The following is a 13049-nucleotide window of genomic DNA, read 5'->3' on the forward strand; positions in this document are numbered from 1 at the left end:
ACGGTCAAGGGCTACGGCCTCGGCAGCAATTTCGAGGGCCGCAACGCGACCCACCAGATGAAGAAGCTGACGGTCGAGGACCTCAAGAACTTCCGCGACAAGCAGGGCATCCCCATCTCCGATGCGGAGATCGAGGAGAACCCCTACCTGCCGCCGTATTACAACCCGGGACCGGAGTCCGAGGAGATCAAGTACCTCCTCGAGCGTCGCTCGGAGCTCGGCGGCTTCCTCCCGGAGCGGCGCCACGCCTTCACCCCGCTCGAGGTGCCGAGCATCGACTCGCTGGCCAAGATGCGCCGCGGCTCGGGCAAGCAGGAGGTCGCCACGACGATGGCGGCAGTGCGGATCATCAAGGACCTCATGCGCGACCCCGAGCTGGGCAAGCGGCTCGTCCCGATCATCCCGGACGAGGCCCGCACCTTCGGCATGGACTCGTGGTTCTCGACGCTCAAGATCTACAACCCGCATGGGCAGAACTACACCTCGGTCGACCACGACCTCATGCTCTCCTACAAGGAGGCAGAGGACGGCCAGATCCTCCACGAGGGGATCAACGAGGCCGGCTCGGTCTCCGAGTTCACCGCCGTCGGCACGTCATACTCCACCCACGGCGAGCCGATGATCCCGCTCTACATCTTCTACTCGATGTTCGGATTCCAGCGCACCGGCGACTTCATCTGGGCCGCCGCCGACCAGCTCGCCCGCGGCTTCTTCCTCGGGGCGACAGCCGGGCGCACCACGCTCACCGGCGAGGGGCTCCAGCACATGGACGGGCACTCGCACCTGCTCGCCGCGAGCAACCCGGCGATCGTCGCCTACGACCCGGCTTTCGGCTTCGAGCTCGCACACATCTTCCGCGCCGGCATCGACCGCATGTACGGACCCGGCGCCGAGACCGAGCCCGAGCTCTCGCTCGAACCCGTTCCACACGATCAGGACCGAAACGTCTCGTACTACATCACCCTCTACAACGAGCCCGTCGTCCAGCCCGCGGAGCCAGAGAACATCGACGCCGAGGCGCTCCTCAAGGGCCTCTATCTTTTCCGCCCCGCGGAAAACGAGGGCCTCGCGGCCGACATCCTCGCCTCGGGCGTGGGGATGTACTCGGCTATGGAGGCGCAGGAGATCCTCGCCGCGGACTACGGGGTCGCGGCGAACCTGTGGTCGGCGACCTCATGGAACGAACTCGCCAAGGACGGCCTCGAGTGCGAGCGGCACGCGTTGCGCCACCCCGATGACGAGCAGCGCACCCCGTTCGTCACCCGGCAGCTCGAGGGCGGATCGGGCCCCGTGATCGCGGTGAGCGACTATCAGCGCGCCGTGCAGGAGCAGATCCGCGGATTCGTTCCGCGCGAATACATCACGCTCGGCACCGACGGCTTCGGCTTCTCCGACACGCGGCCGGCAGCGCGCCGGTTCTTCAACACCGACGCGCACTCGATCGTCGCCGCCGTCCTCCGCGGCCTGTACAAGCAGGGCGAGATCGAGCATGATCGGCTCGTGCAGGCCACCAAGGATCTCCAGATCGAAGACGTCGAGGCCGCACCGGAACAGACCAGCGACCCCGGAGTGGCGTGACAACAACCCGTTCGCACGAACGCGACGATTCGTTCGACCATGCAGGTGGAGGTGACGGCGACGGCGGCAATAACGCCGCCGCCGGCGCCTCCCCTCCACCCATCGCCGATTCCACAGGCTTATCCGCCGAGCGGATCCGGAAGGCACGGACCGAGGACGCGGAGCGCAGCCGCGGCATCTCCGATGCCCTACTCCGGCGGTTCACCCGCTACTCCGGGCGCCTGTCGACCGAGGCAGTCCAATGGCTCGACTCCGAGCTCCCCTTCTTCAAGGCACTCCCTGCGGACCAGAAATCGCAGATCCACCTGATCATCCAAAGCGCCATCCGCGATTTCGCGAACTGGACGAAGAATCCGGGGGCCGAGCTCTCCGACACGATCGCCGGGTTCAAGCTCCTGCCCGGCACCTCCGGCCAGCTACTCTCCCTGCAGCAAACGGTGCAGCTCGTCCGCTCGACGCTCGACTACTTCGAGCTCGTCCTCCCGCGGGTCACGCACAACCAGGAACAGCGCAACGCGACGAACGCCGCGCTTCTTCGCTACGGACGAGAGCTCGGTTTCACCGCCGCCGCCGTCTACGCGGGCGCGGCGGAGGACCGCGGTTCGTGGGATACCCGCATGGAGGCCATGCTCGTCGACGCGATCATTCGCGGCGACGACAGCGCGGAACTCGCCTCGGCCTCGGCGGCGCTCAATTGGGACGCGAACCAGCCCGTCACGGTGATCGTCGGCCGGGCGACGGCGAACCTCGGAATCGACACGGTCAACACCATTCACCTCGCGGCACAGTCCGACGGCCGCCAGGCTCTCGCGGTGGTGCAGGGCGCTCGGCTCGTCGTCGCACTGTCCGGCCCGCTCGCCTCTCCGACGCATCTTCCCGAGCGGATCATGTCCATCTTCGACGACGGCCCCGTCGTCCTCGGGCCCACCGTCGACGGCCTCGACCGGGCGCCGCTCAGCGCGTTCGAGGCGCTCAAGAGTTTCGACGTCGTCGCCGCGTGGCCGAACGCGCCCCGCCCCGTCACCGCCATCGACCTCCTGCCCGAGAGGATCCTCGCGGGAGATGAAACGGCGAGGCACACACTCGTCGATATGGTCGTAGGGCCGATTCGCGCCGCGGACCCGACCATCGCTGAGACGCTCGCGCACTATCTCGAGCACGGCGGCCAGGTCGAGGCTTGTGCCAGGGAGCTGTTCGTCCACCCGAACACAGTGCGGTATCGACTCAAACGTGTTGCGCAGATCACACAGTTCGACCCACTACGAGCCCGCGATCAATTCGTACTGAAGATCGCCGTGGCCTTGGGAAGCCTTCAGTAACATTCGCCCCTTCGGATTACACTCATATCGATTCTTCACACCCCGTAACGAAAACGTTCAGGTAACAGATGGGGCACGCGGCATCAGCATTTTTGGAGGAACCCTCCAAAGATTCCGTTTCGTTTCTGGGACTCAAGACATCCTTGCGGTAGCCGCCGAAGGTGTTTCCTTTAACTCGTGCTTTCATTCAATGCCCCGGGACAGGGATCACAGAAGACGGGAATGCTCGCCGAATGGCTCGAGTCTCCCGCTGCCCGCGCCCGCCTCGAAGAGTGGTCCGGCGTCGCCGGACTCGATCTCGCATGGCTCGGTGCCGAGGCGTCGCAGGAGGAGATCCGCGACACCGCGATCACGCAGCCGCTCGTCGTCGCGAGCGAACTGCTCGCCGCCGCGGGCCTCCGCGAACACGGCCTTCTGCCGCAGGCGCGCGAGGAATCCGGCAAACACGGCCACCACCGCACAGACGAGACGACGGTCGTCGCCGGGCACTCCATCGGCGAGCTCGCGGCGCTGGCCATGGCGGGCGTCCTCTCGGACGCCGATGCGGTCCGCCTCGCCGCGGCGCGCGGCGCCGCGATGGCCAGGGCGTGCGCCGAGCACGAGACCACGATGGTCGCAGTGCTGGGCGGCCGCGAGGAGGAGGTGCGCTCCGCCATCGCGGAGGCCGGACTCTATTCCGCGAACGTCAACGCGGCCGGGCAGATCGTAGCCGCGGGAGACGCCACGACATGCGCCGACTTCGCGGCCAACCCTCCGACGCGAACCAAGGTCCGCGCGCTTGATGTCGCCGGGGCGTTCCACACTCCGTTCATGGAATCGGCCGTAGCGGAGTTCTCCGCGGCGGCGGCAGAGGTCGAGGTGCACGATCCCGTGTGCACTCTCCTGTCCAACGCCGACGGCGCTTCGGTCACGTCGGGCCGCGCAGCGCTCGACAGCGTCGTCTCGCAGATCACCTCCCCCGTGCGCTGGGATCTGTGCACGCAGACCCAGATGGACATGGGCGTCTCTACGTTCGTCGAGTTGCCGCCCGCCGGCGCCCTCACCGGCATCGCCAAGCGACAGATGCGAGGAGTCGAGCGCCTGGCCATCGCGTCGCCTGCGGACATCGGCACGGTAGCCGGAGCCACCCAGGCCGCCTAGCGGCTACGCCCGGCTCCGGATCGCGCGCGAGGGAAACCGACGCGAGCGAGGAGGAGGGGCGAAGACACGGAACTCCGCCGTCACAGGAGAAAAGACTTCGGAACGCAGACCCAACCGGGTTGCGACTCCGGGACGAAAGACCATAAACACAAACGAAGGGACACCCCCCATGGCACGCACCAAGGAAGAAATCATCGCCGGCCTCGCCGAGGTCGTCGAGGAGGTCACCGGTATCGAGCCCGCTGAGGTCACCGAGGAGAAGTCCTTCGTCGACGACCTGGACATCGACTCGCTCTCCATGGTGGAGATCGCCGTGCAGCTCGAGGATCGCTACGGCATCGAGATCCCGGACGAGGACCTCAGCAAGCTCCGCACCGTGGGCGATGCGGTCGCCTACGTGCAGAAGATCGAGGCCTAGCAGGCCGCTGGGCCGGGGCGCGGGCACCGCTCCCCGGCCGGGCTCCCGCCCATCGCGCCCCTCACGGCGCGACGCAGGTGGCAGCTTCTTCGACAAAGATTAACCTGCACTGTTAAACTGTCCGAGCAGAGTCCTTCCCCTGCCATTTCCGTTCTCGTCGCACGGCGGCCTCACCCGCCATACGACACACGACCTACGGCACGCGGCCTACTCGGCCCACTCCCCGATCCGGACCTCCACCGGACGCCACGTTCGGCCCGCCTTCCCGGGCCGGGCCTCGGATCGGCAATTCGGATCCGGCTGCTTTCACCCCGAGCGGCACCTTCCTCGCACATCGACCGCGGACAGCGCGGGGCCTGGCCACCGCCACCCCCACGGCGGCCCGACCACAGAAGAGCCCCTAAGGAAAAGCAAGCTATGACCACTTTCGCCCCCACCGATCTCACCACCGCCGAGGACGTCGACCCGCGTAACCCGCACGTCCGTCTCGCCACCCTCCTCGACGACTACTCGATGGAGCCGCTGCACTCTGCGGATGCCCCGGCGACCTACGACGGCGCCGGCGTCGTCGCGGCCCGCGGCACGATCGACGGCTCCCCCGTGATCACCTTCTGCACCGACGCCACGATCATGGGCGGCGCGATGGGCCACCTCGGCTGCGCGCACATCGTCGCGGCGATCGACACGGCGGTCGAAGAGGGCGTGCCGTGCATCGGCCTGTGGCACTCCGGGGGCGCGCGCCTCGCCGAGGGCGTCGAGGCGCTCCACGGCGTGGGCGTCGTGTTCCACGCGATGGTGCGGGCCTCGGGCAAGATCCCGCAGATCTCCGTGGTGCTCGGGCCGGCCGCCGGCGGCGCCGCGTACGGCCCTGCGCTCACCGATGTCGTGATCATGGCGCCGGAGGGCAAGGTGTTCGTCACGGGCCCGGATGTGGTCCGCCAGGTCACCGGCGAGCGGGTCACGATGGACGAGCTCGGCGGGCAGGTCGCGCACCACCGCAAGTCCGGCGTGTGCCACATCGCAGCCGATGACGAGGCCGATGCCTACCGCTACGCGCGCGGACTCACCGAGCTGTTCACCGCCCAGGGCGTTTTCGACGCCGAGGCGCTGCGCTCCGAGCACCTCGACATCGGCGCGCTGTTCCCGGAGTCCCCGCGCCGCGCGTACGACGTCCACCCGATCGTCGAGGAACTGCTCGATACTCCCGCCGAGGGTCGTGCGGGCTTTATCGAGCTGCAGAGCAAGTGGGCACCGTCGATCGTGGTGGGCTACGGGCGCCTCGCGGGCAGGACGGTCGGCGTCATCGCCAACAACCCGCTCCGTCTCGGCGGCTGCCTCAACTCCGAGTCCGCGGAGAAGGCCGCGCGCTTCGTGCGCATGTCCGATGCGTTCGGCATTCCCCTCGTGGTGCTCGTCGACGTGCCCGGTTACCTCCCGGGCGTGAGCCAGGAGTGGGAAGGCGTCGTCCGGCGCGGCGCCAAGCTGCTCCACGCCTTCTCCGAGGCGAAGGTCGCACGGGTCACGCTCGTGACCCGGAAGATCTACGGCGGCGCCTACATCGCGATGAACTCGATGGCGCTCGGCGCCTCGGCCGTCTTCGCGTGGCCCAATGCGGAGGTCGCCGTGATGGGCGCGAAGGCCGCCGTCGGCATCCTCCACAAGCGCGCGCTCGCCGCCGCCCCAGAGGAGGAGCGCGAGGCGCTGCACGATCGGCTCGCCGAGGAGCACGCTCGCATTTCCGGCGGAGTGGACCGCGCGATGGACATCGGCGTCGTCGACGAGGTCATCGACCCCGCCGACACCCGCTTCCGCCTCGCGGAGACCCTCGCCACCGCACCCCACGAGCGCGGTGCGCACGGCAATATCCCGCTGTAGCCGGCGTTAGGCGCACCCCGCTCGGTCGTCGCCGGCCTTCCCCATCTCTCCCGGCCTCCCCCTTCCCTCCCCACCCTTCACCCGTCCTTTGCCCGCCGGCCACCCGGAGGCCAGACGCGCGCCCTAGCGTGGTTCGCGTCGCGCGGGGCGCAGGGCTTCGCGCCGGAGAGCGGGGGTCGGCGGCATGTCTCAGGGCGCAGTACGTGGCACGGCAGGCGGTCGGGCACTCCGCGAGGTAGGCGCCGCGGCCCCGTGCCCGGCCTCCCCTCGCACTCCCGGCAGGCCCTGCTGGATGACGGCGCTCGCCGCCCTCTCCGCAGCCGCCGGAATCGCCGCCTCGGGCGTCTCTGAGATCGCCGAAGCGTCCCCCGCCGAGGCGGACACTGCCCCCGCCGCCCGGGAGTCGGGCAGCCTCGGGGCGAACGGTTTCGCATCGAGCACCATCGAGCCCGGAAGCCTCACCGGGAGCCTCGGAGAAGACATGAACTCACTGCCCGAGGGCTTCGACCTCCAGGCGCACCGCGGCGGCATCGGGCTCAATACCGAGAGCTCCCCGTTCTCCTTCGGGGAGGCCATTCGCCTCGGGGTCACCACGCTCGAGCTCGACACGCAGGTCACGAGGGACGGGAAGGTCGTCGTCAGCCACGACCGAAAGACCAACCCCGCGGTATGCACGGACACGGCACCTGCCGTGGGAGGCGATCCGCAGTTCCCCTACGTGGGAAAGTTCGTCAAGGACCTCACGCTCGCCCAGCTGCGGACGCTCGACTGCGGCTCGGCCCGAAAGGACGGGTTCCCCGAGCAACAGACGCACCCTGGCTCGAAGATCATGCTCCTCTCCGAGGTCTTCGACCTGGTCCGCGAGAGCGGGAACCGCAGCATCCGCTTCAACATCGAGACGAAGGTCGAGGCCGGAGCTCCGGAAGAGACCGCCCCGCGTGAGGAGTTCATCCGCGCGGTGCACGAGCTGATCGAGGCCTCGGGCATGGCGGCCCGGGTGTCCATCCAGAGCTTCGACTGGGGCGCGCTCATGGCCTACCACCGGCTCAGCCCCGGCACGCCGCTCGTCGCGCTCACCAACGGCGATTTCCTCGAAGCGGGCGAGGAAGGGAAGTCGCCGTGGCTCGGCGGACTCGACGTCGACGATTTCGGCGATTCGGCCACGCAGCCCGCACTCGCGGGCGTCGCCGCCGCCGCGTCGATCGAGGGGGTCGAGGCATATTCGCCCGTCGACACCACCCCGCAGAGCTGCGATCTCGACACCGAGGGCTGCTCGCCCTATACGACCCCCGAGCTCGTCGATCGCGCGCACGAACTGGGCCTCAAGGTCGTCCCGTGGACGGTGGACCACCCGGCGAGCATGGAGTACATGCTCGATGCGGGGGTCGACGGAATGATCACCGACTACCCGGACGTGCTACTCGGGATCCTCGAAGGGCTCAGCATCGAGCTCGCCCGCGCATAGCCGCGGGGCGGGCGTTCCTGCGCCCAGGTCAGGGAAGGTCGGCTGCGGCGCGCGTGTCTCAGCCGCGCGCCGCATAACAGCGGGCTCAGCCCACGCGGGAGAGCCAGGTGACCTCGGGGGTGTCGTCGAAGCCGCGGAGCGCCTCGAGCTCGGCGTCCCACGCCGTGCCGAGCTCCTCTTCCATTGCCGCGTGGAAGGCATCGGCACCCTGGCTCATGAGATGACGGAGCCGGTCCTCACCGAGGACGACATCGCCGGAGGCGCCTGTCTGCCCACGCCACATGCCCAGCGAAGGCGTGTAGGAGAACCGCTCCCCGTCCACCATTTCGGACGGGTCCTCGGTGACCTCGAAGGAGATCAACTCCCACTTCTCGAGAGCCTGCGCGAGGCGTGCTCCGGTTCCCACCGGGCCGATCCAGTCGATGATCGCCTTGCGGGTACCGGACATCGCCGGCTGCTCGGACCATACGAGCTCGCCGGATCGTTCGAGGATGGTCCGCAAGGACCATTCCACGTGCTGGCACATCGCGACCGGTGTGGCATGGATAAAGACCACGCCGGTCGTGGTGTCGCCGTAAATCTTGAGATCTGTCATTGGAGAACACTCCCGAGTAGCTGAGGAACGTCTTCCCCTACGACCTCAATCACCAGGCGTGAACCAACCAGATATCGAACTTCTGTTGTCTCGTGTTACTTGTGAATCCCAGTGTGCCCTGTGTGGCCAAACGCCTCAAGGTACACGTCTCGATTCTCAGCAAATGTATAGCCCCACCCCCGGCGCCGGTACGCGGCGCTCCGGCGTGTCGCGGATCGGCGCCCGAGGCAGGAGCTCGTGGATGACGACAGAGGCTGCTACCGCCCGGCCGCCGCGTCGACTACCGCGTCGGACAGCGCCGGCCACAGTGGCTTGGCCCAGTCCCCGAACGCCCTGTCCGTGAGCACCACCAGCGCGAGCGGCCCCCCTGTCGCCTCGGGATCGACCCACAGGAACGTGCCGGACTGGCCGAAGTGCCCGTACGTCGAGGCGGAGTTCCGCTTTCCGGTCCAGTGCGGCGACTTCTCGCCCTTGATCTCCGGTCCGAGCCCCCACGGACACGGCTTCTGCATCCCGAAACCCGGGACGAGCCCGTTGATCCCGGAGAACTGCGTGGTCTTGGCGTCGTCCCAGGTTTCGGCCGAGAGCAGTCGCGGATCGAGCATTTCGGAGGCGAGGAGAGCGAGATCGGCCACCGACCCGCGGGCGCCGTGGCCGGCCGAGCCGTCGAGCACGGTCGCCGTCATCCCCAGTCCTCCCCCCACGCCCTCCGCGAGGTATTCGGCGAAGCCCATGCCCGCCTCCGCCTCGACGAGCTCGGCGAGCACCTCGTACCCGGCGCTCGAGTAGATGCGCTTCTCCCCCGGCGCGGCCTTGACCTCGCGGGAATCGAAAGCGAGCCCCGAGGCGTGCGCGAGGAGGTGGCGGACGGTGGAGCCCTCTGGCCCCGCCGGTGTGTCCGCCTCGAACGCGCCCTCTTCGACGGCGAGAAGCACTGCCGCTGCGGTGAGCAGTTTGGTCACCGAGGCGAGCTCGAACACCTCGCCCGTATCGCCGTAGGTGGCGAGGATCGCGGGTGCCCCAACCGATCCGTCGGTTCCACCAGACCCGGCGCCGATTACGGCGGCGGCCGCGCTCCCCACGGGCCATTCCCCGATGGCCTCGAGGGCAGAGGAGAGGGCCGCGAAATTGTCGGCGGAGGGCGCGGTGCGGGAGTCGTTCGCGGAGGTGGGCTCGCTCATGCGCCCACCCTATCGGCGCCCGCCGAGCCTGCGGAGGGTGGAACGCCCGCGCCCGTGCGGGTTTGGGTGTTAGCTTGGCGCCACGGGGCGCAGCGTCGCCCGCGAGCCGACCGGGAGAACACCATGGCACACCGTGTCCACCACCTCAATTGCGCGACGATGAACACCCCGGCGGGCCGCATGGTGTGCCACTGCCTGCTCGTCGAGACCGACGACGCCGGTCTCGTGCTCGTCGATTCCGGGGTGGGCGAAGCCGACTTCGCCGATCCCGGCACCCGCATGGGTCCGATTCGCCACCTGCTGGGCTTCGCCGGAGACGAGGCGGAGTTCGCCGTCAACCAAGTGCGCGCGCTCGGTTTCTCGCCCGAGGACGTCCGGCACATCGTGCTTACGCACATGGATTTCGATCACGCCGGCGGCATCGCCGATTTCCCGCACGCGGACATCCATGTGACCTCCGCGGAGGCGCTCGGGGCGACGATGGGCCGCACGCGCTTCGAGCGGATCCGCTACAACGCCGCTCAGTTCGCGCACGGACCGCGCCTGGTCGAGCACACGCCCTACGGTGAATTGTGGCGCGGGTTCGCGGCGGCGAAGGAGCTCACCGAGATCGCCGAGGGGATCGTGCTCATCTCGCTGCCAGGACACTCTCGCGGGCATGCGGGTGTCGCCGTCGACGCCGGGGATCGCTGGGTCCTGCACTGCGGCGACCTCTTCGACCACAGGGACGAGGTCTTCGGGTGTCGGCGCGACGTGCCACTGGCGATCCGCACGCTCGCGCGGATCGAGGCCTTCGATCTCGACGCGCAGTTCGAGAACCAACGGCGGGTGCGCGAACTCTGGGAGCGCGGGGAGCCGGACCTGCTCATCGTCAACGCGCACGATCCGGTGCTGCTCGAGCAGGCGCGGGCCCTACCGGTCGCCTGAGGTGCGGCGGCCTGCCGGTACGATTATCGTGCACGGGCCTATAGCTCAGTCGGTTAGAGCCGCGGACTCATAATCCGCTGGTCGCGGGTTCGAGCCCCGCTGGGCCCACCAGTTATTTCGAGTTCGCGGCGCGTGCGGCGCGGCCGCGGAGATAGTCGCGCTCGGCCGTCGTCGCTGCGCTCTCTGCGGCCGCGGCGTAGAGCCGAGCGGCCCGCGGGAGCTCGCCCGCGCGTTCGGCGAGGCGAGCCTCGACGGCCTCACGGCGCGGGACCCCGGGATCGATCTCGACGAGCGCCGCCATCCCCGCGTGGGGTCCTTCCGCCTCGCCGACGGCGACGACCCGGCCGAGAGCGGCCACGGGATTCGGTCCGAGTGCGAGGAGCTCGTCGTACCACTCGACGATCTGCGGCCAATCAGTTTCCGCGGCGGCCGGGGCGTCCGCGTGGAGCGCGGCTATCGCCGCCTGCGCCTGGTATTCGCCGAGCTCGTCGCGGGCCAGCGCGGAGCGGAGGATCCCGATGGCCTCGGCCGTTTGGCGGCGGTCCCACAGCCGGCGGTCCTGCTCGTCGAGCGGGACGACCCCGCCACGGGAATCAAAGCGGGCGGGGCGGCGGGCGTTGTGCAGCAGCATGAGCGCGAGTAGCCCGGACACCTCCGGATGGTCGCGGCGCGCGCGAAGGTCGCTTGCGAGGCGGATCGCTTCGGTCTCGAGGTCGACGTCGCCAGAGAAACCCTCGTTGAACACGAGGTAGAGCACCTTGAGGACGGTGCGGATGCTCCCCGATTCGCCCAGCCGAACGCCCCGGAGCTTCGCCTTCGCGCGGCTGATCCGCTGCCCCATCGTTTTTTCCGGCACGAGGTAGGCCGCGGCGATCTGGGCGGTGGTGAGGCCTGCGACGGCGCGAAGGGTGAGGGCGACGGCCGAGGACGCGCCGAGGCTCGGATGCCCACACAGGCGGTAGAGCTCGAGAGTGTCATCTACAGCTGCAGAGGAGTCTCCGTTGGGTGTCGCCGGCGACGCGGCGGGATCGGCCGCCGCCGTCATCTCGCGGGAGTGGCGTGCCGAATCCGAGCGCACGGAGTCGAGAAAGCGGCGCCAGGCGACGGCGACGAGCCAGCCGAGCGGATCGCGGATCTCGCCGTTCTCCCACCGCCCGAGCGATTCGACGAGCGCCTCCTGGACCGCGTCCTCCGCCGAGGCGAAATCCGCGCCGCGTCGACAGAGCACGGCGATCGCGCGCGGGACGAGTTCCCGGATCTCCGGGAGCTCCGCACCCGCCGCGCGACCGTTGATTCGGATCACTCCCCCGTGGCCGTAGGTGAGCCCATGAACGGCCGCAGCTCGAGCCACTCGCCGATGGGCTCGCTTCCCGGGCCAGGAGCCGCGGACAGCTCCGAGGCGACTTCGAGGGCCCGCTCGTAGGAGTCGACGTCGATGATCATCCATCCGGCAGCGAGGTCCTTGGTCTCGGCGAACGGGCCGTCGGTAAGCGGCGGCCGCCCCTCGCCGTCGAAGCGCACCCACTCGCCCTCGGGGCGCAGGGCCTGGCTGTCGACATACTCGCCGCTCTCCGTGAGCTTCGCCGCGAGATCGTCCATGTACTGCAGGTGCGCGGACCACTCGTCCTCGGTCCAGTTCTCGGCGGAGATGTCGACGCTCGGCGCGGGGGCGCCGCGGTAGTGCTTGAGCAACAGGTACTTGGCCATGATGTCCTCCCGAATTCGAGACTCCACTCGTTGTGAGTGGGAGCGACGCGACCATTGTGGCCGCATTCATCAGGGAGACGGAGCCGATGCCGGCTTTTCTACATCCCGCGCTATCTCGGCCGCACGGTGAGGATCTGGGACATCGTGCCGATGGGGCCGTCGTCGTCGTAGAGCACGGTCTCGGTGAGCCCGATGCCCTCGGCACCGAAGTTCTGCCGCACCTCGTATCCGACCCACTTCCCGCGCGGTTGCCGGAAGAGGTGGGCGGTGAGGTCGACGTTCGGGAACAGGACTTCCTCGCGCGCGGCGCGGGCGGAGAGCCCGTTGGCGAGGTCGAACATCCCGACGAAACCGGTGGCGTCGCTCTGCGCCTCGCCCTCGACGAGCTCGACATCGGTGCGGGCCCACACCTGCGCGTGCCCCGGCTCGATCGCGCGGACCCGCCCTTCGGCGATCGAATCGATGAACCCTCCCGGCCACAGCCCGCGCGGATCGAACTCCTCCATGTCCTCGCGCGCGGGGATCGGCGGGAACGCGTGTCCGGCGACGGCAGAAGAGTCGATGGGCTTGAGCAGCCAGGCGCGGAGGATCACCGCATCGCGCCCGTCCTGGCTCGCCACGGCTTGGACCAGCTCGATCGTGCGGCCCGGGCGGACGATCTCCGTTCGCACCTCGAAAGGCGTGATCGCGACGGTGCCGAGGATCTCGAAGTCGAGGCGCGCGAGGACGAGCCCGCGGTCGGTGCCGGCCGCGGCATCCCGCTCGGCGCAGTCGTCCTCGACGATCTTGGCGAGCAATCCGAGCAACGGCGAGATGTGCTGCTCCTCCTCGTTCCACGCGCCGC

12 protein-coding genes and 1 tRNA gene are annotated in these 13049 nt (G+C 68.9%); 8 read left to right on the plus strand and 5 right to left on the minus strand.

Annotated features, from left to right (window positions below):
* The 6 genes from V7E05_RS11595 to V7E05_RS11620 all read left to right on the plus strand — a co-directional run.
* A partial coding sequence (locus tag V7E05_RS11595; protein WP_442891668.1) for a transketolase-like TK C-terminal-containing protein occupies positions 1–1578 on the plus strand: 1578 nt, incomplete at its 5' end.
* A complete protein-coding gene (locus V7E05_RS11600) occupies positions 1575–2897 on the plus strand; it encodes a PucR family transcriptional regulator (RefSeq protein WP_333619809.1) in 1323 nt (440 codons plus the stop codon). The genes V7E05_RS11595 and V7E05_RS11600, both read left to right, overlap by 4 nt.
* Before the next feature lie 177 nt (positions 2898–3074).
* The gene (locus V7E05_RS11605; protein ID WP_333619810.1) at positions 3075–4037 is read left to right on the plus strand and encodes an ACP S-malonyltransferase; all 963 of its coding nucleotides are present in this window, start codon (positions 3075–3077) and stop codon (positions 4035–4037) included.
* A gap of 169 nt (positions 4038–4206) precedes the next feature.
* Positions 4207–4455: a meromycolate extension acyl carrier protein AcpM gene (gene acpM, locus V7E05_RS11610; RefSeq protein WP_333619811.1), complete on the plus strand. Its 249-nt coding sequence runs from the start codon at positions 4207–4209 to the stop codon at positions 4453–4455.
* Positions 4456–4872: 417 nt separating this feature from the next.
* Positions 4873–6330: an acyl-CoA carboxylase subunit beta gene (locus V7E05_RS11615; protein ID WP_333619812.1), complete on the plus strand. Its 1458-nt coding sequence runs from the start codon at positions 4873–4875 to the stop codon at positions 6328–6330.
* Positions 6331–6622: 292 nt separating this feature from the next.
* Positions 6623–7795: a glycerophosphodiester phosphodiesterase family protein gene (locus V7E05_RS11620; RefSeq protein ID WP_333619813.1), complete on the plus strand. Its 1173-nt coding sequence runs from the start codon at positions 6623–6625 to the stop codon at positions 7793–7795.
* Between the two features lie 85 nt (positions 7796–7880).
* On the opposite strand, the gene V7E05_RS11625 is transcribed toward V7E05_RS11620, so the two are convergent.
* Together V7E05_RS11625 and V7E05_RS11630 are read right to left on the minus strand one after the other, a co-directional pair.
* Positions 7881–8390 carry a DUF3145 family protein gene (locus tag V7E05_RS11625; RefSeq protein WP_333619814.1) on the minus strand — a complete coding sequence of 170 codons (510 nt, stop codon included), beginning with the start codon at positions 8388–8390 and terminating at the stop codon, positions 7881–7883.
* 257 nt (positions 8391–8647) lie between these two features.
* Positions 8648–9571, minus strand: coding sequence for a serine hydrolase domain-containing protein (locus V7E05_RS11630; RefSeq protein ID WP_333619815.1), 924 nt, complete (start codon positions 9569–9571; stop codon positions 8648–8650).
* A gap of 123 nt (positions 9572–9694) precedes the next feature.
* Between V7E05_RS11630 and V7E05_RS11635 the strand changes: the two genes are divergently transcribed.
* Together V7E05_RS11635 and V7E05_RS11640 are read left to right on the plus strand one after the other, a co-directional pair.
* Positions 9695–10498, plus strand: a complete 804-nt coding sequence (locus V7E05_RS11635) for an MBL fold metallo-hydrolase (RefSeq protein ID WP_333619816.1) — start codon at positions 9695–9697, stop codon at positions 10496–10498.
* Between the two features lie 34 nt (positions 10499–10532).
* Positions 10533–10609, plus strand: a tRNA-Ile gene (locus V7E05_RS11640).
* Position 10610: 1 nt separating this feature from the next.
* Here V7E05_RS11640 and V7E05_RS11645 read toward each other — a convergent pair.
* The 3 genes from V7E05_RS11645 to V7E05_RS11655 form a co-directional block, all read right to left on the minus strand.
* Entirely contained in the window at positions 10611–11756 is a 1146-nt protein-coding gene (locus V7E05_RS11645) for an RNA polymerase sigma factor (protein WP_333619818.1), read from the minus strand.
* A gap of 41 nt (positions 11757–11797) precedes the next feature.
* Positions 11798–12205 carry a YciI family protein gene (locus V7E05_RS11650; RefSeq protein ID WP_333619819.1) on the minus strand — a complete coding sequence of 136 codons (408 nt, stop codon included), beginning with the start codon at positions 12203–12205 and terminating at the stop codon, positions 11798–11800.
* Positions 12206–12315: 110 nt separating this feature from the next.
* The coding region (locus V7E05_RS11655; protein ID WP_333619817.1) for a thioesterase family protein at positions 12316–13049 on the minus strand (734 nt) is incomplete at its 5' end.

Origin of the sequence: Dietzia sp., from assembly GCF_036741115.1 — a bacterium.
In the GTDB taxonomy this organism is placed as follows: Bacteria; Actinomycetota; Actinomycetes; order Mycobacteriales; family Mycobacteriaceae; genus Dietzia.

What these genes read in the sequence shown, in the direction of transcription:
- acpM (WP_333619811.1), top strand. Translation starts at nt 4,207, where the DNA reads ATGGCACGCACCAAGGAAGAAATCATCGCCGGCCTCGCCGAGGTCGTC.
- V7E05_RS11615 (WP_333619812.1), top strand. Translation starts at nt 4,873, where the DNA reads ATGACCACTTTCGCCCCCACCGATCTCACCACCGCCGAGGACGTCGAC.
- V7E05_RS11620 (WP_333619813.1), top strand. Translation starts at nt 6,623, where the DNA reads ATGACGGCGCTCGCCGCCCTCTCCGCAGCCGCCGGAATCGCCGCCTCG.
- V7E05_RS11625 (WP_333619814.1), bottom strand. Translation starts at nt 8,390, where the DNA reads ATGACAGATCTCAAGATTTACGGCGACACCACGACCGGCGTGGTCTTT.
- V7E05_RS11630 (WP_333619815.1), bottom strand. Translation starts at nt 9,571, where the DNA reads ATGAGCGAGCCCACCTCCGCGAACGACTCCCGCACCGCGCCCTCCGCC.
- V7E05_RS11635 (WP_333619816.1), top strand. Translation starts at nt 9,695, where the DNA reads ATGGCACACCGTGTCCACCACCTCAATTGCGCGACGATGAACACCCCG.
- V7E05_RS11650 (WP_333619819.1), bottom strand. Translation starts at nt 12,205, where the DNA reads ATGGCCAAGTACCTGTTGCTCAAGCACTACCGCGGCGCCCCCGCGCCG.